Origin of the sequence: Stenotrophomonas sp. PAMC25021 (assembly GCF_004795795.1) — a bacterium.
GTDB classification, from domain to species: Bacteria; Pseudomonadota; Gammaproteobacteria; order Xanthomonadales; family Xanthomonadaceae; genus Stenotrophomonas; species Stenotrophomonas muris.
The window spans coordinates 2,624,212-2,648,442 of sequence record NZ_CP039255.1; the positions used below are offsets into that span (position 1 = coordinate 2,624,212).

At 67.5% G+C, this 24,231-nt stretch carries 24 protein-coding genes and 1 tRNA gene; 10 read left to right on the forward strand and 15 right to left on the reverse strand.

The features are described from left to right. Positions 1 to 132: 132 nt before the first annotated feature. The 5 genes from E5790_RS12350 to E5790_RS12370 form a co-directional block, all read right to left on the reverse strand. Complete coding sequence (locus E5790_RS12350) at positions 133 to 1,062, reverse strand: RDD family protein (protein ID WP_014648568.1); 930 nt, start codon at positions 1,060 to 1,062, stop codon at positions 133 to 135. Between the two features lie 49 nt (positions 1,063 to 1,111). Further along, positions 1,112 to 1,876 carry a pilin gene (locus E5790_RS12355; RefSeq protein WP_014648567.1) on the reverse strand — a complete coding sequence of 255 codons (765 nt, stop codon included), beginning with the start codon at positions 1,874 to 1,876 and terminating at the stop codon, positions 1,112 to 1,114. Between the two features lie 39 nt (positions 1,877 to 1,915). Then, complete coding sequence (locus E5790_RS12360; RefSeq protein WP_005419622.1) at positions 1,916 to 2,389, reverse strand: DUF494 family protein; 474 nt, start codon at positions 2,387 to 2,389, stop codon at positions 1,916 to 1,918. A gap of 43 nt (positions 2,390 to 2,432) precedes the next feature. Then, positions 2,433 to 3,560: a DNA-processing protein DprA gene (gene dprA / locus E5790_RS12365; RefSeq protein ID WP_111206760.1), complete on the reverse strand. Its 1,128-nt coding sequence runs from the start codon at positions 3,558 to 3,560 to the stop codon at positions 2,433 to 2,435. 129 nt (positions 3,561 to 3,689) lie between these two features. After that, positions 3,690 to 4,820, reverse strand: coding sequence for a LysM peptidoglycan-binding domain-containing protein (locus tag E5790_RS12370; RefSeq protein ID WP_032958270.1), 1,131 nt, complete (start codon positions 4,818 to 4,820; stop codon positions 3,690 to 3,692). 126 nt (positions 4,821 to 4,946) lie between these two features. On the opposite strand from E5790_RS12370, the gene def reads away from it, so the two are divergent. The 5 genes from def (at position 4,947) to E5790_RS12395 (ending at position 10,982) form a co-directional block, all read left to right on the forward strand. After that, positions 4,947 to 5,459 carry a peptide deformylase gene (gene def, locus E5790_RS12375; RefSeq protein ID WP_014648564.1) on the forward strand — a complete coding sequence of 171 codons (513 nt, stop codon included), beginning with the start codon at positions 4,947 to 4,949 and terminating at the stop codon, positions 5,457 to 5,459. Between the two features lie 120 nt (positions 5,460 to 5,579). After that, on the forward strand, positions 5,580 to 6,503 hold the full coding sequence (gene fmt / locus E5790_RS12380) for a methionyl-tRNA formyltransferase (protein ID WP_111206759.1): 924 nt from the start codon (positions 5,580 to 5,582) through the stop codon (positions 6,501 to 6,503). A 3-nt stretch (positions 6,504 to 6,506) separates the two neighbouring features. Continuing rightward, the gene (rsmB, locus tag E5790_RS12385) at positions 6,507 to 7,838 is read left to right on the forward strand and encodes a 16S rRNA (cytosine(967)-C(5))-methyltransferase RsmB (protein ID WP_111206758.1); all 1,332 of its coding nucleotides are present in this window, start codon (positions 6,507 to 6,509) and stop codon (positions 7,836 to 7,838) included. Between the two features lie 24 nt (positions 7,839 to 7,862). Beyond that, positions 7,863 to 9,572, forward strand: a complete 1,710-nt coding sequence (locus tag E5790_RS12390) for a glycosyltransferase family 39 protein (RefSeq protein ID WP_111206757.1) — start codon at positions 7,863 to 7,865, stop codon at positions 9,570 to 9,572. A gap of 153 nt (positions 9,573 to 9,725) precedes the next feature. After that, the gene (locus E5790_RS12395; protein ID WP_014648560.1) at positions 9,726 to 10,982 is read left to right on the forward strand and encodes an O-antigen ligase; all 1,257 of its coding nucleotides are present in this window, start codon (positions 9,726 to 9,728) and stop codon (positions 10,980 to 10,982) included. Positions 10,983 to 11,012: 30 nt separating this feature from the next. On the opposite strand, the gene E5790_RS12400 is transcribed toward E5790_RS12395, so the two are convergent. Further along, positions 11,013 to 11,819, reverse strand: a complete 807-nt coding sequence (locus E5790_RS12400; RefSeq protein WP_014648559.1) for a glycosyltransferase family 2 protein — start codon at positions 11,817 to 11,819, stop codon at positions 11,013 to 11,015. Between E5790_RS12400 and E5790_RS12405 the strand changes: the two genes are divergently transcribed. Continuing rightward, positions 11,818 to 12,876 carry a CDP-glycerol glycerophosphotransferase family protein gene (locus tag E5790_RS12405; protein WP_032958279.1) on the forward strand — a complete coding sequence of 353 codons (1,059 nt, stop codon included), beginning with the start codon at positions 11,818 to 11,820 and terminating at the stop codon, positions 12,874 to 12,876. The two genes, E5790_RS12400 and E5790_RS12405, sit on opposite strands and share 2 nt — an antisense overlap. A gap of 97 nt (positions 12,877 to 12,973) precedes the next feature. Here the strand turns inward: E5790_RS12405 and E5790_RS12410 are convergent, their stop codons facing one another. The 4 genes from E5790_RS12410 to E5790_RS12425 form a co-directional block, all read right to left on the reverse strand. Next, complete coding sequence (locus E5790_RS12410) at positions 12,974 to 14,512, reverse strand: PH domain-containing protein (RefSeq protein ID WP_111206756.1); 1,539 nt, start codon at positions 14,510 to 14,512, stop codon at positions 12,974 to 12,976. After that, entirely contained in the window at positions 14,509 to 15,009 is a 501-nt protein-coding gene (locus E5790_RS12415) for a PH domain-containing protein (RefSeq protein WP_014648556.1), read from the reverse strand. The genes E5790_RS12410 and E5790_RS12415 overlap by 4 nt, the downstream gene beginning before the upstream one ends. Positions 15,010 to 15,083: 74 nt before the next feature. After that, positions 15,084 to 16,220, reverse strand: coding sequence for a GTP cyclohydrolase II RibA (ribA, locus tag E5790_RS12420; protein ID WP_111206755.1), 1,137 nt, complete (start codon positions 16,218 to 16,220; stop codon positions 15,084 to 15,086). A gap of 87 nt (positions 16,221 to 16,307) precedes the next feature. Continuing rightward, positions 16,308 to 17,228, reverse strand: coding sequence for a lauroyl acyltransferase (locus E5790_RS12425; RefSeq protein ID WP_014648554.1), 921 nt, complete (start codon positions 17,226 to 17,228; stop codon positions 16,308 to 16,310). Between the two features lie 61 nt (positions 17,229 to 17,289). Between E5790_RS12425 and dtd the strand changes: the two genes are divergently transcribed. The 4 genes from dtd (at position 17,290) to E5790_RS12445 (ending at position 20,368) form a co-directional block, all read left to right on the forward strand. After that, on the forward strand, positions 17,290 to 17,730 hold the full coding sequence (dtd, locus tag E5790_RS12430) for a D-aminoacyl-tRNA deacylase (RefSeq protein ID WP_014648553.1): 441 nt from the start codon (positions 17,290 to 17,292) through the stop codon (positions 17,728 to 17,730). Positions 17,731 to 17,820: 90 nt separating this feature from the next. Further along, positions 17,821 to 19,674, forward strand: coding sequence for an RNA polymerase sigma factor RpoD (gene rpoD, locus E5790_RS12435; protein WP_014648552.1), 1,854 nt, complete (start codon positions 17,821 to 17,823; stop codon positions 19,672 to 19,674). A gap of 266 nt (positions 19,675 to 19,940) precedes the next feature. Continuing rightward, positions 19,941 to 20,252, forward strand: a complete 312-nt coding sequence (locus tag E5790_RS12440) for a hypothetical protein (RefSeq protein WP_111206754.1) — start codon at positions 19,941 to 19,943, stop codon at positions 20,250 to 20,252. A gap of 40 nt (positions 20,253 to 20,292) precedes the next feature. Then, positions 20,293 to 20,368: transfer RNA gene (locus tag E5790_RS12445), tRNA-Ile, on the forward strand. Between the two features lie 413 nt (positions 20,369 to 20,781). Here E5790_RS12445 and E5790_RS12450 read toward each other — a convergent pair. The 5 genes from E5790_RS12450 to E5790_RS12480 form a co-directional block, all read right to left on the reverse strand. Beyond that, positions 20,782 to 21,351, reverse strand: coding sequence for a YdcF family protein (locus E5790_RS12450; protein WP_046432713.1), 570 nt, complete (start codon positions 21,349 to 21,351; stop codon positions 20,782 to 20,784). Between the two features lie 477 nt (positions 21,352 to 21,828). Continuing rightward, the gene (locus E5790_RS12455) at positions 21,829 to 22,326 is read right to left on the reverse strand and encodes a fasciclin domain-containing protein (RefSeq protein WP_229653787.1); all 498 of its coding nucleotides are present in this window, start codon (positions 22,324 to 22,326) and stop codon (positions 21,829 to 21,831) included. A 240-nt stretch (positions 22,327 to 22,566) separates the two neighbouring features. Next, complete coding sequence (locus E5790_RS12460) at positions 22,567 to 22,818, reverse strand: hypothetical protein (protein WP_014648542.1); 252 nt, start codon at positions 22,816 to 22,818, stop codon at positions 22,567 to 22,569. 91 nt (positions 22,819 to 22,909) lie between these two features. Next, on the reverse strand, positions 22,910 to 23,155 hold the full coding sequence (locus E5790_RS12465; protein WP_014648541.1) for a hypothetical protein: 246 nt from the start codon (positions 23,153 to 23,155) through the stop codon (positions 22,910 to 22,912). Positions 23,156 to 23,828: 673 nt separating this feature from the next. Beyond that, complete coding sequence (locus E5790_RS12480) at positions 23,829 to 24,221, reverse strand: DoxX family protein (RefSeq protein ID WP_032958324.1); 393 nt, start codon at positions 24,219 to 24,221, stop codon at positions 23,829 to 23,831. Positions 24,222 to 24,231 lie beyond the last annotated feature (10 nt).

A 24,231-nucleotide genomic window follows, 5' to 3' on the forward strand; every position in this document is an offset into this window, starting at 1 on the left:
CATTAGTGAAGCGGCCACGGACAAATCAATACGCTGAACGCCCGGTAGTGTGCCGGGCGTTCAGGTTTCACCTTATTAGAGGAATCACGCCCGGCCAGCCCCTGTCAAGCAGCCAGACGTGAGGATGGCCGTTCATGAGGCCATCTTGGCGATGAAGCCGACCGCGGCCACCAGCAGCACCAGGCCCGCCAGCACCAGCAGGCCGGTGAGCACCAGGATCACGATGGTGACCGTGCCCAGCTCATGGCGCTGCAGGTGCGGCTGGTCGGTGTAGGCCCAGCGGTCGACCACCAGGGTGTCGCAGATCATGTCGTGCAGGCCCTGCTTGCGCTCGGTGAAGGCGGCCATCAGGAAGCCGATGCCGAGGGTGAAGCTGCTCAGCAGCATGGCCCAGTAGCGGCCGAAGGCGCGGCCCTTGGTCAGGCGATCGCCGTTGCTGCGCACGACCTTGATGCCGACCGCCATCTTGCCCAGCGTGGCGCCACCCTGCGAGGAATGGAACCAGGTGTAGTAGGCAACGCCGATGGCCATGTTGATCAGCGCGCTGGCCACCTGCGCGACGATTTCGATGGAGGTCTCGCCGCTGCCCACCGCGCCCATGCTGGCGCCAAGCACCACGCCGATGATGGCGCCGATGATGCCGCCCGGAATGGCCAGCACGAAGTAGTCGATCATGTACGCCGCTACGCGCTTCCAGAAGCCTGCGTAGACCACCTCGCCGCCGATCACCGGCTGCGGGCCACCGGCACCGGAAGCGGCCGGGGCGCTGTAGGGCGAGCTGCTGAGCGCACCCGTGCCAGGCAGCGGTGCAGTGCCGTTGTCGATGGCGGCGTAGTCGCCGCGCAGGTCGAAGCCGCCGCTGGCGGTGGCCGTGCTGGCATCGGCCAGTGTCTGCAGGCCGAGCTCATCGACCACCTGGCGCAGTGCAGCCCACTGGGCCATGCCTTCGCGCCAGACCAGGGTGTCCAGGTTCAGTTCGCCCCGCTGGAAGCGCTGGCGGATTTCCTGGACCGGCAGCGGGCCCTGGCGTTGCTGTCCTTCGGCGTAGTACCACTCGGTCATTGCATGTTCCCTGTTGGATCGTCCTTGGAGGTGCTGCCGTGCACGTGGCTCAGCCGCGGCACGACGGCGGCAGGTACTTGTCGTCGCTTTCACCGCTGCATTCCCAGCGGCCGCTGTCGCGATCATATTCCAGCCACAGCAGGTCGCCATCGAGGCTCTTGCCGGGCACGGCCAGCGTTGCTTCGATGCCGCAGTGGCCGTTGTTGAAGCGGCCGATGTTCACCGCCGACAGGCCGGCCTGGGTGAAATCACCCGGCGCCGGGAAACCGGCATCGTTGGCACCGGGGCAGCGGCCTTCGTCGTCGGCGAAGTGCTGCACCTGCTGTTTCAGCGGCTGCAGGGCATTGACCGCGGTGGCAACCTTGGCACGCACGGTGTAGTCGTTGTAGGCAGGCAGGGCGATCGCCGCGAGGATGGCCATGACCGGCACCAGCACCAGCAGCAGGCCGCCGCCGATGATCGCGGTCAGGGCGCAGCCGGAGAGCTTCTTTTTCGGCGGCGGCAGCACCCCGGCCGGGGTCTGCGTGGCATAGGGCGTGGACGGTGGCAGCACCGGTGGTTGCGGCGGCGGCGGCGCAACCGGTTCCGGTTCGGGCTCCGGCTCGGGTTCCACGGCCGGCGCGGCGACGTCCAGCGCCGGCACGATCAGGCCCAGCTCATCGACCACGCTGCGCAACGGCTGCCATTGCGGCAGGCCGTCGCGCCAGACCAGGGTGTCCAGGGAGATCTGGTTGTTGCGGAACAACTCGACCAACTGTTCCGCCGGCAGCGGGCCTTGCTGCCGGTTGCCTTCTGCGTGGAACCACTCGCTCACGGGGACGCTCCTGAATGCGCTATGCCCCCAAGTGTACGGTCAGTGCAGGGGTTCTGGCTCGTCCATGAACATCTGCGTCTCCATCCAGGCGTAGGCCGCTTCGGAGCCGGGCTGGTTGAACAGCACCATCAGCACGACCCACTTCAGGTCGTCCAGGTCCAGTTCGTCCTGGTCCAGGGCCATCGCCCGGTCCAGCACCAGCTCGCGCTGGTCGGCGTCGAGGATGCCGTGCTGTTCCAGGTACAGCAGGAAGCCGCGGCATTCCACGTCCAGCTTGTCCAGCTCTGGGCCGTGGTAGATGCGCACGGGGCCATCGACCCGCGCCTGGGCCACGCTCGGCCGCTGCGCGGCCAGGGCATCGAGCCAGTCGAACGCCTTGTTGATCTCGGTGGGGCTGAAACCGGCCTGGATCAGGCCGTTCTGGAGCGAATCGCGGTCACGGATCAGGTCCGCATCTTCGCTGAAATAGTGTTCAAACAGGTACAGCAGTACATCCAGGATGCTCTCTTTCATTGCCCCTCGGCCTGCGCCGCGCGACGCTGTGGAGGTGAAGAAACTAGGGAGTTCGACAGTAGCGGCCGTGTACGCACACCACGATTCCCGCCAGTTCCATGGCCAGCAGCATGGAGGACACCTGTGACGCCGTCAATCCACAACGCGTGATCAGTGAATCCATACCGCTTGGGTTGTGGTCCAGCGCCCGCCACAAGCACTGGTAGTCAGGGTCGTCGGCCCAGCGCGCCGGCAGGAGCGCCGGCGGTGCCTGTTCAGTGGGGGTGGCCAACCGCGATTGCAAGCCCGGCAGCTGCTGGCGAAGGGCGGGGGCGAGCAGTTCCAGGACCTCCTCGGGGCGCTCGACCAGCGCCGCGCCCTCGCGGATCAGGCGATGGCAGCCGGCCGCGCGCGGGTTGAGCACCGACCCGGGCAGGGCACAGACCTCGCGGCCCGCCTCGGCGGCCAGGCGCGCGGTGATCAGCGCGCCCGAGCGCTGCGCGGCCTCGACCACCACGGTGGCCAGCGCCAGTCCGGCCACCAGCCGGTTGCGCGCAGGGAAGTGGCTGGGACGGGCAGCCGTGCCCGGCAGGTACTCGCTGAGCACCACGCCTTCGGCGGCGATCCGCGCCTGCAGCCGCGCGTGGCTGTCCGGATAGGCCCGGTCAGGGCCGGTGCCGATCACTGCCATGGTGCAGCCGCCGGCCTCCAGCGCAGCCTGGTGCGCGGCCGCATCGATGCCTGCGGCCAGGCCGCTGGTCACCGCCAAGCCGGCCTCGACGAAGCAGCCGGCAAAACGCGCGGCCAGTGCACGCCCGCCCGGGGTGGGCGAGCGGCTGCCGACCAGCGCCACCGAAGGGCGCCAGGCCAGGCAGGGATCACCGGCCACGAATAGCGCCAGCGGCGGGTTGGGTACCTCCAGCAGTGATGGCGGAAAGGCCGGATCGGTACACGGCAGCAGGTGATGGTTGTCCTGTTCCAGCCAGCGCCGGGCCGATGTCCAGGCCCGGGTATCGGGGCGTTCCAGGGCGGCGCACTGCTCCGGCGTGCAACCGTGCGCACGCCAGGTCGCAGTGCCTTGCGCGATGGCGGTTTCCGCATCGCCCGCGGCCTGCAGCAGGGCCCGTCGGGACGCCAGTGCGCCTCCCGCCATCAACAGGCGCAGCAGCGCCTCGTATGCATGTGTGGTCATCCCCCACTATCGGCCGCACACAACAAAGGCGCCCTAGGGCGCCTTCGCATGTGGCTGTCAGGTTTTGCCGGAGGTGCCTGCCGCCCCGCGGCCGGCACTCCAGTGGTGGCCGGGGCAGTCCGGCAACCGTTACTTCGCGTCCGGGTGCAGCGCGTTGTAACCCACCTGCACCGGCTTCACGCCCTGCATCACCAGCGCGTAGCTGACGTTGTCGAAGGTGCGGAACACCATCGCATGCGCGGCATATTCATCCGGCAGCGAGACCCGGCCTGCGCCGGTGCTGAGCGAGTCGTCCATGCGCGAGGAGGTCGGGTACTTCATGCGGTGCGCTACATGCCGGCCCGGGCGCCACAGCGAGAACACGGTGCCGTTGTCCACGCCCTGGGCACGGCCGGCCGAAATCGCGATCACGTCGCGTGGGCCACCGGCGGTGAACATGTCGGTGACCGCCAGCACGCGCACGTCCACGCCCTCGACACCCGCAGCGGGTACGTGGGGCACGAACTGCAGGTCGTACGGCCGGGCTTCGACCGGCACCAGGCGGTCGCCGGCGCGCACTTCGCGGCCGCCGACGTTCTTGTCCAGCACCAGCGTGGAGGCCTCGACCTTGCCGCCGGCGATCTGGGTGATGGTGCCGGTGGCGACCTGGGCCAGTTCGTAGCCGAGCACGCCACGACGTGCGTTGGGTGCGTTGTAGGCCTTCCACAGGTTGCCGCTGCCCGGGGTGACGTCGCCATTGGCGGTCAGGTCCTCGGTCGGCTTGGGCTGGGCGTAACGCACGGTCGGGCGTACCACGGCCCAGCGCTGGCCCACCTGGGCATCCGCCAGGCGCACGTAGACGGTGTCGCCACCGGACACGCGCAGGCGGCTGTCCTCCAGGCCGACGACGTAGGGCAGCTGCTTGACGCTGTCGACAACGCTCAGCTGCTTCAGGAACGGCTCGACCTGGGCCAGCGGAATGGCGTCGATCGGGGCCTCCTGGCGCGGACCGGCCTGGGACACGGTCACCCGGTCCAGGTAGGCCAGGCTCAGCACGTCACCTGGATAGATCAGGTGCGGGTTGGCGATCTGCGGATTGGCTTGCCAGATCTCCGGCCACAGCCAGGGCTTCTGCAGGAAACGTGCGGCGATATCCCACAACGTATCCCCTTTTCGGACCACATAGGTGTCCGGGTGCCCGCCATTCACTTCCACGGCGGTAGCATAGGCAGCCACGGTCAGCATCGCCGCGGCGACGACCGTACGAAAACGAAGCAACATAGGTGTGAAGCCCTGATTCCCCAACAGGTCCACGCACTATAGTCCAGAAACCGGGGCGCAAGGCAAGCGTTGGAGCTAGAATCTGCGACGTATGCCGGCGTGCCGGCCCCCTACCCGGAAACAGCCATGGCCCTTCTCCCCATTCTCGAGTTCCCCGATCCGCGCCTGCGTACCAAGGCTGCGTTGATCGACGCCGCCGAAGTCACCACGCCGGCCTTCCAGGAACTGATCGACAACATGTTCCTGACCATGTACGACGCCCCGGGCATCGGCCTGGCCGCCACCCAGGTGGACGTGCACAAGCGCTTCATGGTCATCGATGTCAGCGAAGAGAAGAATGAACCGCATGTGTTCATCAACCCGGAAATCGTCGCCAAGGACGGGGGCCGGGTGTACCAGGAGGGCTGCCTGTCGGTCCCGGGCATCTTCGCCGACGTGACCCGCGCTGACACCATCACCGTGAAGTACCTGGACCGCAACGGCCAGGAGCAGCAGCTGGAGGCCGGTGAAGTGCTGGCCACCTGCATCCAGCACGAGATGGACCACCTGGACGGCAAGCTGTTCATCGACTATCTGTCGCCGCTCAAGCGCGAGATGGTTCGCAAGAAGCTGGCCAAGCAGCGCAAGCACGTGGCGTGATCGCCAATCCGGGCCGCCCTCCGGGTGGCCCGTGCCTGCGCGACGCGCGCGGGCTGTACGGCGCCGGCCGACGGCGCCGTTTTCTTTCCTGCACGAATCCATCCTGCAAGTGGGGTAGCCATGAGGATTGTCTTTGCCGGTACGCCGGAATTCGCGGTGTCGTCGCTGCGCGCCGCGGCGCGCCACCACGAGGTCGTGGCCGTCTATACCCAGCCTGATCGCCCGGCCGGGCGCGGCCGTGGCCTGGCACCGTCGCCGGTCAAGCTCGAAGCCGTGGCCCGTGGCATTCCGGTCTACCAGCCCGAATCGCTGAAGGATGAAGCTGCCCAGCGGCAGCTGCGCGACCTGCAGCCGGACCTGATGGTGGTGGTCGCCTACGGCCTGATCCTGCCCAGGGCGGTACTGGCGATCCCGACCCACGGCTGCTGGAACGTGCATGCCTCGCTGCTGCCGCGCTGGCGCGGTGCCGCGCCGATCCAGCGCGCGATCCAGGCCGGTGACGCAAAGACCGGCGTGTGCCTGATGCAGATGGAAGCCGGCCTGGATACCGGCCCGGTGCTGCTGCACCAGGAGCTGCTGATCGCGGCCACCGATACCGGCGGCCAGCTGCATGACAAGCTGGCCGAACTGGGCGCACAGGTGCTGTCAGACGGCCTGGGCCTGCTGCGTGCCGGCATCAAGCCGATCGCGCGGCCGCAGCCCGAGCAGGGCGTGACCTACGCGCACAAGCTGGACAAGGCCGAAGCCCGCCTGGACTGGGCACAGGACGCCGATGCACTGGCGCGCACCGTGCGCGCCTTCAATCCGTGGCCGATCGCCGAGGCCACGCTGGCCGGCGAGCGCGTGCGCATCCACGGCGCGGTCGCTCTTGACCTGGCCCACGGCCAGGCGCCGGGGGCGGTGCTGGCGGCCAGCCGCGATGGTATCGACATCGCCTGCGGCCAGGGCGCGCTGCGGCTGCGCACGCTGCAGCGCGAAGGCGGCAAGGCGATCACCGCCGCCGACTACCTCAATGCCCGCCGCGACCTGCACGTGGGGGCATAAGCGGTGTCGAAGCAGAATGATTTCTCCGTCGCCAAGGCGGCGCCGGGCGCGGCCACCCGCATGCTGGCCGCACGCGTACTGGCGCAGGTGTTCACCCGTGGCCGCTCGCTGAAGGCGGAACTGGCCTGGGCACTGCCCAAGCTGGCCGACAGTCGTGATCGCGCCTTGCTGGAAGCGCTGTGCTTTGCAGTCCTGCGCCGCCGCAGTACCTACGACGCTGCCTTGCAGTCGTGGATGCAGAAGCCGCTGTCGGCGCGTGATGCCGACCTGCGCACGTTGCTGATGGTGGGCTTCGCGCAGCTGGACGTGCTGGAACTGCCGGCGCATGCGGCCCTGTCGGCCACGGTCGACGCCGCCCGCGCGCTGGGCCGTGAGCGCCAGGCCGGGCTGGTCAACGCGATCCTGCGCCGCGCGCAGCGCGAGGGGTTCCCGGAGCAGCCTGCGCGTGACGCCTTTCCGGCGTGGCTGGCCGATGCCGTCGAGCGCGACTGGCCGTCCCAGGCCCAGGCGATCTTTGCTGCCAGCCTGCAGCCGGCGCCGCTGTGGCTGCGTGCCAACCGCCAGCAGGGGGGGCGTGACAAGGCGCTGGCCACGCTGGCCGAGGCCGGCATTGCTGCCGAAGCCAGCCCGCTCAGCGCCGACGCGCTGCGCCTGGTGGCGCCCATCGCGGTGAACCAGTTGCCGGGGTTCGCCGACGGTGCGCTGTCGGTGCAGGACCTGTCGGCGCAATGTGCGGCGGACGCGCTGGCACCGGCGTCCGGCGCCCGCGTTCTGGACGCCTGCGCGGCACCGGGTGGCAAGTCGGCGCACCTGCTGGAGCGTGACCCGAGCCTGCGCCTGCTGGCGCTGGATATCGATGCGCGTCGCCTGGCGCGTGCCCGCGATACCTACACCCGCACCGGTGTAGGTGAGGGCGCGCAGACCCGGGTGGCCGATGCCAGCGACCCCGCTGCGTGGTGGGATGGCACCCCGTTCGACGCCATCCTGCTGGATGCGCCGTGTTCGGCCACCGGCGTGATCCGCCGCCAGCCGGACGTGATGTTCCACCGCCGCGCCGAGGATATCGATGCGCTGGTCGGCGTGCAGGCCCGCCTGCTGGAGGCCTGCTGGTCGATGCTGCGCCCGGGCGGCGTGCTGCTGTACGCCACCTGTTCGATCCTGCGCGCCGAGAACATCGATCAGGTGCGGGCCTTCCTGAAGTGGCATCCGGACGCGGTGGCACAGCCGCTGGATGACAGATTCGGCCTGGACTGCGAGGGGATCGCGCGCCAGCGACTGCCGGGTGACAGCGATGCTGACGGTTTCTTTTACGCGCGTCTGCTAAAAACGGCCTGACCCCCCGCTGACGTTGCGAGTCCCATGCTGAAATCCCGCGCGTCGCGCGAGACGTGGTTGTTCGTGGTGATGGCCCTGCTGGTGCTGGGGGCCGGGCTGGGCCTTCGTGATCCGTGGCCGTCGGACGAGCCGCGCTTCGCGCTGGTGGCCAAGCAGATGTTCGACAGCGGCCACTGGCTGTTCCCGCACCGCGGGACCGAGCTGTACTCGGACAAGCCGCCGATGCTGATGTGGTGGCAGGCCACGCTGTACAGCCTGGTCGGGCAGTGGCGCGTGGCCTTCCTGCTGCCGTCGCTGCTGGCGGCACTGGGCACGCTGTGGTGCGTGGTCGACCTGGGCCGGCGGCTGTGGACGCGGCGGGTGGGGCTGTATGCCGGCTGGGCGCTGCTGTTCGCGCTGCAGTTCACCTTCCAGGCGAAGAAGGCGCAGATCGATCCCCTGCTGCTGCTGTTCATCACCCTGGCCAACTACGGCCTGCTGCGCCACCTGCTGCTGGGGCCTGCCTGGCGCTGGTGGTGGCTGGGCTGGTTCTTCGCCGGCATCGGCGTGATCACCAAGGGCGTGGGCATGCTGGCGCTGCTGATGATCGTGCCCGCGGCAATCGCCACGGCGCTGCGGTGGCCACGGGTGGGCCTGCACGCGCGCGACGCGCGCTTCTGGCTGGCGCCGCTGGCCTTCCTGCTGGCGGTGTCGTTGTGGCTGGCGCCGATGCTGCTGGCCGGCTTTGCCACCGGCTCGGACGAATATCGCGCCTACATGGACGATATCCTGTTCCAGCAGACGGCGCGGCGCTACACCCATTCCTGGGATCACCACCAGCCCGCCTGGTACTTCCTGGCGACGATGCCGCTGATGTGGATCCCGGCATTCCTGGCCCTGCCCTGGGCGATTCCGGCCTGGCGCCGCCGACTGCAACGCCGCGACGCGCGCTATCTGCTGCCGCTGGCCTGGTGGCTGATGGTGGTGCTGTTCTTCTCGATTCCCGCCGGCAAGCGCGACGTCTACATCCTGCCGGCGCTGCCGATGTTCTGCCTGGTGCTGGCACCGCTGTTGCCGGGGTTGCTGAAGCGACGCGATGTGCAGGCCGTGGTGGGGCTGTTCACCGGCCTGCTGTCATTGGGCCTGGCCGTGGCTGGCGCGATGGCGGTGCTGGGTGACCCGGCCTTCGAGCTGCGCCTGACCCATAGCCGCGGGCTCGCCCCCGGGGCCGTCGACGCGCTGGCGTGGACGATCCTGGCGATGGGCCTGTGGGGCGGATTGAGCCTGCTGGCCTGTGGCCGTCGCCGGCAGCTTGCGCTGGTGTCGACCCTGGCGGTGGTCTGGGTGCTGTACAGCCTGGTCGGCTACCCGCTGCTGAACGATTCCAGTTCGGCCCGTGGCCTGATGCGCGCGGTCGGTACCCGCCTGGGCCCCGATGCCGAGCTGGGGCTGGTGGCCTGGAAGGAACAGCACCTGCTGCTGGCCGACCGTCCCGCAGCGACCTTCGGTTTCGAGACTGACTGGGACGAGCAGCTGGTGGCGGCCACGCGCTGGCAGCGGCTGGCGCCCGGACGCCGTTGGCTGCTGGTCCACGAGTACGCGATGCTGTCGTGCGTCGACCGCAACCGCTCCGAACTGGCCGGCGTGGCCAACCGGCGGCGCTGGTGGCTGGTGCCGGCGGCGGCGGTGACGGTGCCGTGCGTGGTCACTGCCGAGGAGCGGGAACGTGAACGGCGTTTGCAGGAACATGACTAGCCAGCACGATTTCCGCTTGTCCAGTCTGCCCAAGCGGGTCCAAAGGCAGTAAAACAGCAGGCTGGGACGGCCCGCTGTTGGCCCGTCCCATTCTTCCAGCAGATTGCAGCGATACTTCCCGACGTGCCAGCTTCACCGGACAACCTGAACCTCATGGCCGGCGACCCGCTGGGCGTTCCCGTCGGTGGCCGTCACGGGGTTGCACACGGGCTGGCCCAGCTGGGGCTGTTCTGCCTGCCGGCACTGGTGCTGACCGTGCCGATCAACCTGTTGCCGTACGGTCTCCTGCTGCTGCTCAGCACCCTGCTGGCGCCGGAGCTGCTGTGGCGCGCGCGGGGCATGGCCGGCCAGCCGGTGAAAGTGCTGGTCTGGCTGATGCTGGCGGTGCTGGCGCTCGGCGTACTGTCGGTGGTGCTGTTCGAACAGGGCCTGCGTGACGTCGACAACCGTTCGCGATTCGTGGTGATCCCATGGATCGCGCTGTGGATCTGCGCGCTGCGTCCCAGCCTGCGGTGGCTCTGGTACGGCTCGTTGACCGGCCTGCTCGCCACCTTCGTGATGTCGCTGTGGCAGGTGCTGGGCGGCGCCCCGCGCGCGGAGCTGTTCACCAACGCCATCGTGCTGGCCGACATCGTGATGGTGTTGATGGTGCTGCTGGTGTTCTGCCGCCCGTCGCGGCGCTGGTCGCTGGTGATCCTCGGCATGGCCGCCGGCTGCGGCACCATCGTGCTGACCGGCAGCCGCGGTGTGTTCGCCGCCTTGCTGGCGCTGCTGGTGGTGCTGGCGCTGAGCCTGCGCTGGCGTACCGGTGCGGCGCGCCTGTCGGTGCTGGCCGGGATGCTGGCGATCGGTGCGACGCTGCTGCTGTCGGTGCCGGAGCTGCGCCACCAGGTCCGCCTGAGCGAGCTGCACAGCGACGTGCAGCGGATGGAGCTGGGCGACAGTGATTCTTCCGCCGGTGCCCGCGTCGAGCGCCTGCAGGTAGCCTGGCAGACCTTCCTCGATCATCCGCTGGTGGGTGTTGGCATCGGTCATTTCGACAGCGCGATGCAGCGCGTGCCGGTCTGCCGGGAGAACCCGGAAGAGTTGCGCTGCCACCTGGGGCATGCCCACAACGACGTGGCCGAATGGGCGGCGACCCAGGGTGTACCGGGCCTGCTGCTGTTGCTGGCGGTGTATGGCATCCCGCTGTGGTTGTTCGTGCGCCTGCATCGCCGCAGCGGACGGGCGACCTTCCGCGGGCCGGCCGCTGCCGGCGTCATGCTGGTGATCACCTACGCGTTGTGCGGGCTGACCCAGTCGATGTTCGCGCACCAGATGACGGCCAGTTTCTACGTGACCCTGGTCGGCCTGCTGACCGGCCTGTCGATCGTCGAAGGCGCGCGCCACCGGGCGATCACCGGCTCGTGATGCGTCGGCGCGCCGGGCGGGCCCCGGCGATCAGGGGTTCGGCGGGTCGGCCACGGGCTGGCCGTTGCCCAGCATCCACAGCATGATGGTCTTCTGCCGCACGTAGTTGGCGCGCACGTAGGCGTAGACCAGGCCGTGCCAGCCGTCGCGGAAGCCGCCACGGAACACGAAGCCGCGCCAGAACCGCCAGGCCGGCGCCAGTACCAGCTTGCCCAGCGTGGCCCGCTTGCCGCGTGCGAACTCGTGCTCGGCCATCATCCGCGCGTACTTCTCGGTCTTGGCCAGCTGCTGCTGCAGGGAGCGGTACGGGTAATGGACCAGGTCGCCGCGCAAGGTGCCGACGCTGCCGTCGACGCTGGCCGCCTCGTGGATCTCGCGCTTGCCGCGCCAGCCGCCGCGGCGGCGGTCGAACAGGCGCATCACCCGGTCCGGGTAGGCGTTGCCATGGCGCAGGAACCTGCCGAAGTACTCCGACAGGCGCGCGAAGCGATAGCCGGCATGGCCGGCGAAGCCACCGTCGCGGGCCCGTTCGATGGCTGCGCGCAGTTCCGGGCTGATCCGCTCATCGGCGTCCAGGCACAGCACCCAGTCGTGGCTTGCCTGCTCGACGCAGTAGGCCTTCTGGCTACGGAAGCCATCGAACGCGCGCTGCAGCACGCGGGCGCCTGCGGCCTCGGCGATGGCCAGGGTGGCATCGGTGGAGTACGAGTCCACGACGATGATTTCGTCGCAGAAGGCCAGCGAGGCCAGGCAGTCGCCGATGCGGCCGGCCTCGTTGAACGCGATAATGCAGGCCGAGATGCGAGGCCGTTCGATGGGAGCGGTCGTGGAGGACATGATGGCCGGGTACCTGTTGTTTGCGACGGAGCGCTATGCGCTGCCTATTCTCGCCCCGTTGGCGCAGGCCTTGCACGCCTCCGGGCAGGAGGTGGCGGCCTGGTTCGAGGACGGCGCGGCCGCCAGCAGCCTGCCGGGTGTGCCCAACATCGGACTGAAACAGGCCCTGGCGATGCGGCCGCGTGCCGTGTTCAGCGCCGCCAACTGGGTGCCGACCTTCCTGTCCGGCGCCAAGGTACAGCTGTTCCATGGCTTCAACGTGGAGAAGCGCGACAGTGCGCGCGGCCACTTCCGGGTGCGCGGCATGTTCGACCTGTACTGCACGCAGGGGCCGGCCACCACCGCGCCGTTCCGTGAGATCGCCGCCCTGCAGGGCCACTTCGCCGTAGCCGAGACCGGCTGGCCGAAGCTCGACCCGCTGTTCCGCGACGACGGTGGCGAGAGCGCCGCGCTGCGCGCAGCGGCGGGCGGGCGCCCGGTGATCCTGTTCGGTTCGACCTTCACCGAGCGCCTGAGCGCAGCGCCCCACCTGCATGCGCAGATCGCCGCCGATATCGCTGGCGGTGAGCGCTACTGGCTGCTGACCCTGCACCCGAAGTGCCCACCGGAACTGTTCGAGCGCTACCGCGCGCTGGCCGGTGCCCATGCCCGCTTCATCGAGCCGGAGCAGGTGATGGCCGCGCAGCGCGCCGCCGATGTGCTGGTGTCGGACACCTCGTCGATCGTTTCGGAGTTCATCGTCCAGCACAAGCCGGTGGTGACCTTCCGCAACCGCGTGCCCAAGCCGCACATGATCGACTTCGACGACCCGGCGCAGCTGCCGGCGATGCTGCAGCGCGCGCTGCATCCCGACGCCGCGCTGCAGGCGGAGATCGTGCGCTACGCCGACGCCATCCATCCGTACCGCGATGGCCTGTCCAGCGAGCGGGTGATCGCCGCCACCGAGGATTTCCTGTCCGGTGAAATGGGCGTGCTGCGGCGCAAGCCCTTCGGCAGCTGGGTGCGCGACCTGCAGATCCGCAAGGACCTGGGATATTGGGGGCCGTCGCAGCGCTGATGCCTCGCCGACCCCGCTCGCGGTAGTGCCGGCCGCTGGCCGGCAACCTCGGGAATGTCTGCGGTTGCCGGCCAGCGGCCGGCACTACCGGTGTTGCTTACCAGCGCAGCTTGCGCCGCGCCAGCGCCGCGGCCAGCTGCTCCATCACGTGTTGCGCCTGTGCCTGCGGCAGGTAGCGCAGGGTCAACGCCACATCACCGTGCGCACCGGCCGTATCCAGCTGCAGGCTGCTGGTGCCGAGCAGCTTGTCCAGCGGTGAACGCTGCAGGCGCAGGCCCTGCACCTTGTCCAGCTCGGCCCAGCGCCACCAGCGCGTCCACCAGCCGCCGCGCACGGCCACGTAATGGGCATCCAGATACCAGCCCATGCGCGCCATCTGCCGATGTGCCACCAGCAGCGCCACCGGCAGCCAGGCCAGCACGATCAGGCCCCATGATCCCCAGCGCCAGTACGCGGCCGCTGCCAGCACCGGCACCAGCAGCAGCGCGCCCAGGCACAGCCGCCACCAGCCACGCTGCGGAATGGACTGCCATTGCGCTGGCGGCCACTGCAGTTGAGGCAACAGGTGCTGCACCAGCTGCTCGCAGCGCATTGCCGGTGCCAGCGGTGCCAGCTCGCGCAGGGCGCGGTCCTCGTCGCGCGAGGGCCCGCCGGCAGCGCTGTCGATGCGCAGCTGGCGCAGGCCGAACCAGCGATGCAGGGTGGTTTCGCGCAGCGTCCAGGCCTGGATGCGGCGACGCGCGACACTGCTGCGTGTGCGGCTGAGCAGGCCGGCCGAGACGGTCAGGCGGCGGTCCTGCTCGCTGAGGGTGAAGCCGTGATAGCGCAGCAGGGTCAGCACCACCGACAGCGCACGCAGCGCCAGCCAGCCCAGCAGCAAGGCTGCGGCCAGCAGCAGGAAGGCGCCGGCCACGCCGGGATGCAGGTGGCTTGCGTAGCCGAAGGCTTCCCGGCCGCCACGCTGGATGGCCGCGTCCATCACCGGCCGCGGCACGGTCTGGAACAGCACGCCGAAGGCGGCGATCGCCAATGCCCAGCCGCGGTTGGACAGCAGGCCCATGCGCACCACGTCCCAGCTCGACAGGCGCAGCAGCACCTGTTCGGTGTCGGCGTCGGTGATCGAGGGGGCGGCCACGACGTCGGCGGCCTGCGGTGCCTGCCCACGCTGGCGCACCAGTCGTTCCAGCGCCAGCGCCTGGTCCAGCTTCAGCACGCGCATTTCGGCTTCCGGACGCACGCCACCGGCCGATTCCAGGCGCAGCTCGGCCACGCCGAACAGGCGGTGCAGCGGGTTCTGCCGCACTTCCACGTTGTGGATGCGGGCGAACGGGATCTCGCGGCGGTTGCGCGCCAGCAGTCCGCTGCGCACGGTGATCGCGTCGCTGCCGATGCGGTAGCGGTAGCTGAGGTACTGCAGCACCGAGACCAGCACCAGCGCGGCAATCGCCGACAGCGGAATCAGCTGCGCCCACATCGGGTCGCGGTCACCGCGCTGGCCGAACACCAGCAGCGCCACCAGCGGCAGGAAGTAGTGGCGCAGCTGCATCAGCAGCACGAACAGCCACGACCACGGGTGCAGGCGATGGTCCTCGCCACCGGCAGGCAGCGATGCGGGCAGGGGCGGCGGCAGGCTCACAGGGCGTCGGCGTCCTGGTCGAGCTGATGGGACAGGGTGTCACGCAGGCGCTCGGCGTCGGCCTCGTCCAGGCCGCTCACGGTCACTGCGCTCATGCGGGTCCCGGCGGTGTGCACGATCAGCGTGGCCAGGCCGGCACGGCGTTCCAGCGGGCCGCGGCGCAGGTCCAGGTGCTGCACGCGCGAAATGGGGATGCGCGTTTCCAGCTGCCACATCAGGTCGCGGCGCAGGCCCAGCCCTTGGGTATCCAGCCGCCAGCGGGTGCGGGTCAAGCGCCGGTGGCCAAGCCACGCGCCGAAGACGATGCCGATCAGCAGCCCAAGGGCGGCCGTCCACAGGCCGCCGGGCAGCTCGAAGAACCACGCGGCCGCGGCCAGCGGCAGGCCCGGCACGAACAGTCCGCCGAAGGCGCCTTCCAGTGCGGCCAGGCGGGCGGCGCGCTGCGGCAGCGACTGCCAGGCATCGGCAGGCGGGGAGGTCAGGGGAACGTCGATCACGCAGGCTCCGTCAGGTGGCAGGGCGGGCGGTGGCGGCAGGGCCGCACCGCGCAGACGGTAGCAGGTCGACCGCGCTACTGGGCAGCCTGGATCAGCGCGTCCACATCCAGCATGTGGCCGGCACGATCGGCCTTGGTGCGCAGGTAGTGTTCGTTCTCGGCAGTGATCTCGCCGGTGACCGGAATGCAGTCCAGCACCTCGATGCCGGCGTTGCGCAGACGCTGTGCCTTGGTCGGGTTGTTGCTGAGCAGGGCCACGCGCGAAATGCCCAGGCCATGCAGCATCGCCACCGCACTGCCGTAGCGGCGCTCGTCGGCACCGAAGCCCAGCTGTGCATCGGCATCGATGGTGTCCAGGCCGTCGTGCTGGTAGCTGTAGGCGCGCATCTTGGCGGCGATGCCGGTGCCGCGGCCTTCCTGGTCCAAGTACAGCAGCACGCCGCCGCCCAGTTCCTTCAGCTTGCGCAGGCCGCGCCGCAGCTGGTCGCCGCAGTCGCACTTGAGTGAGCCGAACAGGTCGCCGGTCAGGCACGAGGAGTGCACGCGTACCGGCACCACCGCCGACAGGTCCGGTTCGCCGACGATGATCGCGACCTGGTCGCGCTGGGCCACGCCGCCGCGGAACACCGCGAAGGTGGTCATGCCGACGTCGCGCAGCGGTACCGGCGAACGGGCGACCAGTTCGTAATCGTGGGCGGCGTGTGCCGCGCCTTCGGCCAGATCGCAAAGCGCCACTTCAGCAGCACCCTCGAAGGTGCGGTCAGCTGCGTCCAGGCGCACGGCCACCATGGCCGGCAGCAGCAGGCCCAGGCGGGCCAGCTCCACCGCGCCGGCATCGAAGGCGTCGCCGGCCGTCCAGTCGTCCGGCATCGGGCCGGGCTCGCGCAGGTAGCCCAGCGAGGGCAGGGCATCGAAGGCAACCCCCGCCAGCGGCAGGCGCGCGCCTGCCGGTGCCTCCACGCCGAGCACGCGGGCGCGGGTGGCGGTCAGGAACAGGTAATGGCGCTCGCGTGCGGCAGCGGCGAAGGCAGCGAAGCTGCTGGCAGTGGCGCTGTCCAGTGCAATCACCGCCAGCCGCTGGCCCTGCCCATCGTGGAGCAGTACCGGGCGACCGGCACGCAGTTCGGCCACCGCGCGTTCGCAGCGGATCGCGGCGGGGTCGCCGAACAGGGAAGAGGCAGCAGGCATGGCGGGACCGGGGGAGGCGGACATCGCAGTCTCTATGGGGGCGCCGGCGTCGTATTCAACGTGGTGCGGCCGCCGGTCGCAGGGGCCGGATGGGCTTGGGCGTGGGGGCCGTCAGTGCGGATGCTCTTCGGTCGCATACGGATCTTCCTCGCCGCTGCCCGGTGGCCGCAGCGTATAGCGCTTGTAGGTCCACTGGTACTGCGACGGGTCGCGGCGGGCGATGCGCTCGATGCCGGCATTGAGCGCGGTGGCGGCCACCTGCGGGTCCGGATCGGCCACGGCCGGGTCGGTCGGCTCGATGTGCAGGGCGAATTCCATGTCCGGCCCGATGCGCTCGCACCAGCCATACAGCACGGTGGCGCCGGTTCGCTCGGCCAGCCGGTTGACCAGGGTCATGGTCAGCGCCTGCACGCCGAAGAACGGCACGAACACGCCATCGCCGGCCTTGGGCTGCTGGTCGGGCAGGATGCCGGTGGCGCCGCCGTCCTTGAGCACCTTGAACAGCTGGCGCACGGCCGGGCCCTCGGCGCGTACCTGCTGCACGTTCTGGCCGCCGCGCACCAGCTGCAGGAAGGCGTCGCTGGCCTCGTCTTCCGGCGGCTTGTAGACGATGGCGATCTGCCCGCGCGAGGCCAGCCACTGGTTCAGCAGCTCCCAGTTGCCGAAGTGCGGTGCGGCCACGATCACGCCCTTGCCGCTGGCCAGGGCCGCGTCGTACAGGGCTTCGCCGTGGCGCTGCTTCAGGTGCAGCCGCAGGTTGTCGGCCGGCTGCCGGCTCCACAAACGCAGGGTCTCGATGGCCTGCAGCGCAGTGGAGCGCAGCAGTTCGCGGTGCAGGCGGTCGCGTGCAGGACCGTCCAGCTCCGGGTAGGCCAGTTCGAGGTTGCGCCGGGTAACGCGGCTCTCACGGGCATTGACACGAACCCACGTCCACGCCAGGGCGTGTGCGAACCCCCGCAGCAGCGGCCAGGGCAGGCGGGCGAACAGGGTGGTGGCGCGGTAGACCAGCCGGGCTTTGCGTTGCGGATTCATCGGCGCCAGTTTAGCCAAGGGCGCTGCTATCGTGGCCGGCCCCGTTCATTGGAAGCCCACGATGCTCGTCCTGATCCAGCGTGTCAGCCAGGCCGCCGTCCATGTCGACGAGGAGGTGGTGGGGCAGATCGGCCCCGGCTTGCTGGCCCTGGTCGGCATGGAACCGGGGGATAGCGAGGCCCAGCTGCGGCGGATGGCCGAACGCCTGCTGGGTTACCGGGTGTTCGCCGACGAGGCCGGGAAGATGAACCGGTCGCTGCGCGACACCGGTGGCGGCCTGCTGCTGGTCAGCCAGTTCACCCTGGCGGCCGATACCCGTTCGGGCATGCGGCCGAGTTTCACCAGCGCCGCACCGCCGGACGAGGCTGAACGCGGGTTCAATCGATTTGTCGACATCTGCCGTGAAAATCATGCGCCAGGGGTGGAAACGGGCCGGTTTGGTGCCCATATGGTCGTCAGCCTGGTCAACGACGGTCCCGTGACCTTCCTTCTCAGGCCCTAGGCCGCCGGGACCACCGCCCGGCAGGCAGGGCCCCGGGCTGGTATAATGCTACGTTCCCTATTTCTCCCTAGCCGGTGGCGCGAGCACTACATGGCCAACGAACGTCCTGCCCAATCCGAAATCAAGCAACTGATCAGCAAGGGCCTGGAACAGGGCTACCTGACCTACGCCGAAGTCAATGACCATCTGCCGGACGACATGGTCGACCCGGAACAGATCGAAGACATCATCGGCATGATCAACGGCATGGGCATCGATGTCCATGAAGTTGCGCCGGATGTGGAAACCCTGCTTCTCAACGACGGCAACACCGGTAACCGCGAAGTCGATGACACCGCGGCCGAAGAAGCTGCCGCCGCGCTGAGCGCGCTCGACACCGAAGGTGGCCGTACCACCGACCCGGTGCGCATGTACATGCGCGAAATGGGCACGGTCGAGCTGCTGACCCGCGAAGGCGAAATCGCCATCGCCAAGCGCATCGAGGAAGGCCTTTCGCAGGTCCAGGCCGCCCTGGGCCAGTTCCCGGTTTCGGTCGAATCGCTGCTGACCGACTACGAGGCCCACAAGGAAGGCAAGAAGCGCCTGGCCGAAGTGATCGTCGGCTTCAACGACCTGGCCGACGAAGAGCCGGCGCCGCCGGCGGTCGCTGCCGATGACAGCAGCGATGCCGACGCAGAAGGCGACGAGGACGAGGACGATGACGTCGAGGGTGGCGAGGAAGAAGCCGCACCGACCGGTCCGGATCCGGAGGAAGTCGCTGCGCGCATGCAGGCGCTGAGCGATGCTTTCAATGCCTTCAAGAAGGCGGCGACCAAGGGCGACAAGAAGAACCTGCCGCGCCTGCGCGAAGAGATGTCGGCGGTGTTCGTCACCCTGAAGCTGCCGCTGCCGCTGACCGACGTGCTGACCAAGCAGCTGCGCGACACCATGGCGTCGATCAAGGCCCATGAGCGACGCGTGCTGAACCTGGCCACCGTCACCGCGCGCATGCCGCGCAAGGACTTCATCCGCTCCTGGGAAGGCAACCAGACCAACCTGGAGTGGGTGGAAGACGCACTGAAGCGCAAGCAGAAGTGGTCGTCGGCCCTGCGCGAAGTGAAGGACCAGATCATCGCCGAACAGCAGGCGACGATCGACATCGAGAAGCTGACCCAGCTGGACCTGGAAGAGCTGAAGGAAATCAGCCGTGCCATGGCCTACGGTGAAGCCAAGGCGCGCAAGGCCAAGAAGGAAATGGTCGAGGCCAACCTGCGCCTGGTGATCTCGATCGCCAAGAAGTACACCAACCGTGGCCTGCAGTTCCTCGACCTGATCCAGGAAGGCAACATCGGCCTGATGAAGGCCGTGGACAAGTTCGAGTACCGCCGCGGTTACAAGTTCTCGACCTACGCCACCTGGTGGATCCGCCAGGCGATCACCCGCTCGATTGCCGACCAGGCGCGCACCATCCGTATTCCGGTGCACATGATCGAGACGATCAACAAGTTGAACCGCATTTCCCGCCAGATGCTCCAGCAGTACGGCCGCGAGGCTACGCCGGAGGAGCTGGCCAAGGAAATGGACATGCCGGAAGACAAGATCCGCAAGGTGATGAAGATCGCCAAGGAGCCGATCTCGATGGAAACCCCGATCGGCGACGACGAGGATTCCCATCTGGGCGACTTCATCGAGGACACCAACGTGGAGTCCCCGATCGAGAACACCACCAACATCAACCTGTCTGAAACCGTGCGCGACGTGCTGGCCGGCCTCACCCCGAGGGAAGCCAAGGTGCTGCGCATGCGCTTCGGCATCGACATGAACACCGACCACACGCTGGAAGAAGTCGGCAAGCAGTTCGACGTGACCCGCGAGCGCATCCGCCAGATCGAAGCGAAGGCGCTGCGCAAGCTGCGTCACCCGAGCCGCTCGGAGCAGCTGCGCAGCTTCCTGGATATCGATTGATTTCCAGCGGCTGGTGAAGCGTTGAGAGAAACCCCGCCTGGTGCGGGGTTTTTCTTTTTGGGGTGCCTGGACATGCCCGACGGGGCTTGCCGATGACGCATCTGCCGTTTGAATTTTTCCTGCGACGGTCGCACGCTGATCGCGCAGATGCTCAACACATCCCGTAGGCGGGCCGGTCATCACCGGCGCCGATGCAAGCGCGCGGCAGGTCACGTGCAACTCGTACGGCCTGCGGCATTGATTCGTCATGCATCTGGAGTCACGCCATGAAGGATGTGGAGCACGATGTTCCCGAGCCCGTGCAAACCGATTTCCCGCCGCTGCTGGACTGGGATGAGGTGATGCGGGATGAGTGCGAGGATCGATTGGGATTTGCACGCCGTACGACGTATGCGCTGCTGACGCTGTCGGAGGCCGGATTGCTTGCCGGCTTCAGCGGCGACAACCAACAGGGACTGGAGCAGATCAGTAGGATGGTTGCGTTGTTCCAGGCATGCCTGAGGCGGCAGGTATGGCTCGCGGAAGCGGCGGAGAGGCGGCTGGGGCGTATTTCGGAGGCGCTTGCCGCCGCCGGGTAGCCGATCGGGCGCGGCCTCCACTACACTGTGACGCTGCGCCGGGCCTATAGCTCAACGGTTAGAGCAGGGGACTCATAATCCCTTGGTTCCAGGTTCGAATCCTGGTGGGCCCACCATAAGAAGCAGGTGCTTGGGCGTCGGGCCCGATGCCTCTACCGCGTCGGCGGAAAGAACATCGGAAATAATTCTCGGACGCCGATAGGGTTCCACGGGATTTACTGCGCATCGACAGGCAATGGACACTTGTTGCCATGACAAGGAAGGCAGCAAGAAACGAATTGGTTGGTCCTCGCCGGCAGGTGCGCGGAGAGTACACGGAGGCGGCCACGCCGGCTGGCTCTATCGCCAGGACCATATCTCCATGGTAACGCTCGAAAGCGGCAAGATAATGGCCTACAGGGAGTACTGGGATCCTTACGTTGCGCTGAGAGACTTCGGGCTGGTCAGGCCCGGTGTTGCCGCTCGGTAGCCCTGAACAGCACACGGCGTCGTGGCGTGATGCGTGCAGCGTGCCTTGGCAGCACCTGGATCAGCTTTCTGGAAGCTCGATCAGGAATCCCCTCCTTATGTAGTGCGGGATCTTCACGTACTCGGCCCTGACGCGTTCGGCGAACTCCGGATCCAGGTGCCAGTCACTCTTGTCCACCGCGAAATAGTTGACCCACTGCGCGGTAACGATTGGCCCTGGCCAATGACGGGCCAGTGTCATCAGATATCGACGCGCGGAACAGATTTTTCCGATGGCAATGACGCTCCGTCTCTCTTCGAGAGGCAGCATGCGCTCGGCAAGCTCGCGCGAGCGCCATACGTTCTCACCAGTGTTCATGGCGAACGGCTCGATGATGAGCACATGCTCTGGAATTCCCAACTCCATGAGGCGGGTAGCCATGGTTTCGGCTTCTGAATCGTGAAGACCTGCGGTCATGCCACCGGAAACGACTGCCTTCCGGAACATTCTCTTGTGCCACAGGGTGACTACTGCCTGGCAGAAATCCTCCACTCCGTGCCGAGTTCCGAAGATCAGTGCGAGATCTGAGCGTACTGCAGGGCGCTCCGGCATGACGTAGTCGCCTATGCGCTCGATGTCTTCCAGTTGCATGGCTGCTTCCCTCATGGTCAATTTGGCTGGCTTCTAAGTTGACCACTGGAGTATTACGGTCTGTGGGTTCTCGAATTGGTACGAAGACCCTCTTCGACGCGCAGGTCAGGGGGGCGGCCCACGATCTGGTGGTGCATCTCCTGGATACCCCGCATGACATTCGATCGCGTCCGCCAGCGCAATCGCGAGAAAGGCGCAACGTTCCCCATGGAGGTACCCGCTGCCTTCTTTGAGCTGGCGAGCGAGCATTGGGAACCGATGGACCCAACCGAATGCGAGATCTACGACGTCAGGCAATCACCTGGAATTCAAGGCCCCCTTCTGACTGACAGGGATACAAAGGCCCCAACGCCGCTGCACGCTCCTGATACATCAGGTAGCGCGTCATCGCCCCGCAGCCGCGATGCTGATTCATGGGAGGAGACGGCGGCAGCCGCGATGCGGCTGCCGCGCATGTGCTCGTCCTGCTGCTTGCAACTACTTCGGCATCAACACGGTGTCGATCACGTGGATCACGCCATTGGACTGGCCGACATCGGCAACGCTGATCCCCGCCTTGCCGCCCTTGGCATCGATGACCCACAGCTTGCCGTCATGCAGTGCGACGGTGAGGGATTCACCTTCAACGGTCTTCAGCGTCGCCTTGCCGCCGTGCTTCCTGGCATCGGCCATCAGTTGCGCTGAACTGTAATTGCCTGGCACCACGTGGTAGGTCAGGATCTTGGTCAGTTGTGCCTTGTTTTCAGGTTTCACCAGCGTATCGACCGTACCTGCGGGCAGCTTGCTGAAGGCTGCATTGGTGGGCGCGAAGACGGTGAAGGGGCCGGCGCCATTGAGGGTATCGACCAGGCCCGCTGCCTTGACCGCAGCGACCAGGGTCGTGTGGTCCTTGGAGTTGATGGCGTTCTGGACGATGGTCCTGGTGGGATACATCTCCGCTCCGCCGACCATCACGGTACTGGCGGCGAAGCTCATTGAAGTGGCTGAGACGAGTACGGCGAAGCTGACTGTGGCGGCTATCCGCTGAAGGGCTTTCACGGCGCGTTCCTCTATAGGATGCCCGCAAGGCGCGGGCATCCTACATACGCGCTGGCGCGGCCCTTGGATGCAGGCAGATGCATCAGTGCGCGTTGTCGCTTGAAACGTCGCAGCGTTGTAAAAGCCGAGTGAACGACTGCCCCTGCCGGCGGCTACGCAGTACGAACTGCGCGCCGCTCAGCGGCGCGGATGGCGGATGTCGGAAGCGCAGCCAGAAAGGCGCGCGTTGCTGATGGCCTGGCGGACACCACAGCCACGGCATGACAGCACGGTTCCACCGGCAACGTGTTCCATCTCATGCTCGTCCCACACGCTCGTCGATCCGCAGGCGGTGCAGGTGGCGACGATCTGCAGTGCGCGGGCCAGGTCGCCCTGCTCCCCAGCCTTGTAGGTGAGATCGGTGATCTGAAAAATGCCGGTATGACTCATGGGAATGCCGGGGGGTGCTTGTTGACGAACGATAGGGCCCACCGGGTATCGGTCGTGTCGGTGCTGCGTTGATGGATGGTTGAAGTGCAGGCTATTCGTCGCTGCGTCGATTGAGCTCTTCAAGCCGTGCGCGGCTGACTGACTGGTGATTGCCGCAGGTTGGGCAACTGAGGGCAGCCGCACCGTCGAGATCGACAAGGCCATGGTTGGGAATGGCCCTGAACTGCCAGGAACACTTGATGCAGGAGCAATCGATTCGGGTGACCTGCAGCAGGGTGCCGTCTGCCCGCGTCACTCCCTCGACGCTGATTACGTAGAACTGTCCGATGTCACGCATGAAGATGAACGAAATCCCTGAATCCGTAGGGCGCCATCATGCTGTTTTGTGGGCCATCTGGGACAAAGGTGGCTTGGTCGAATTCTGAAGAGTTAAGAATTCGAGTGACGGTGCGGACTCGCAGCGGGACAGGTAATCCAACGCCGCGCGAGTGAGAGTTGGATACGACGACGTGAGCGCCTTCCGCAAGGTGTTCCAGAGCATTGTCGGCATGTCCCCGTCCGCATGCCGGGATCATTTCCGTATCCGGCGGCGTGCACAGGGGGGGGAAGGCCGACGTCGGGGGGCCGTGGTTGACGGGATGGTGTCGATCCATCGCCAGCATGCCGGTGTCACCGCGCGGGGTCGTCGACCACAGGCATGCTGGGCGTGCGGATGTTGATTCCGATCCCGACAGGAGATCGCATGATGCGCAGTGCTTGTGCGTTCTTCGTTCTGGCTGCATCGCAATGCGTTCGGGCATTCGCGTCCGACGCTGGCGAACCACCCAGGTCAAGACGCCGGCGCCGATCATCGATGGCCTGCAGTACAAGCGCGCCTTCAACCTGGCCGGGCCCTCACGGCCGAGGGTTACGGTGCCATCGAGTACCTGCATGCACAGGGCAAGGTGATCCACACGCTGGCGCCAGAGGCCGAACTTCGCCGCTAGCGGGTGCACACTCCGAATCGAGGCTTACCCGCGCCGACCGCGCCCGTCGATGCTGTAGCGCCCAGCCCCGGTGCAGGCCAGCAGCAGGAACCCACCGGCCAGCCCCAGGTTCTTCAGGAACATGATCTGCTGGGTCTGGTCGGCGAAGTTGTGGTGGAAGATGAAAGCGGTGACCAGGCTGAAGCCCACCAGCACGATCGACACCAGCCGGGTCTGGAAGCCGAGCAGGATGCACAGGCCACTGCCGATCTCGAAGGCGACCGTTGGCCACAGCAGGATGCCGGGCACGCCCATGGCTTCCATATAGGCCTGGGTGCCGCTGAGATCGCCGAGCTTGCCCAGCCCGGAGACCAGGAACAGCGCCATCAGCAGGATGCGCGCAAGCAGGTAGGCAAGCGAATGCGATGAGGTGCTCACAGGGATGTCC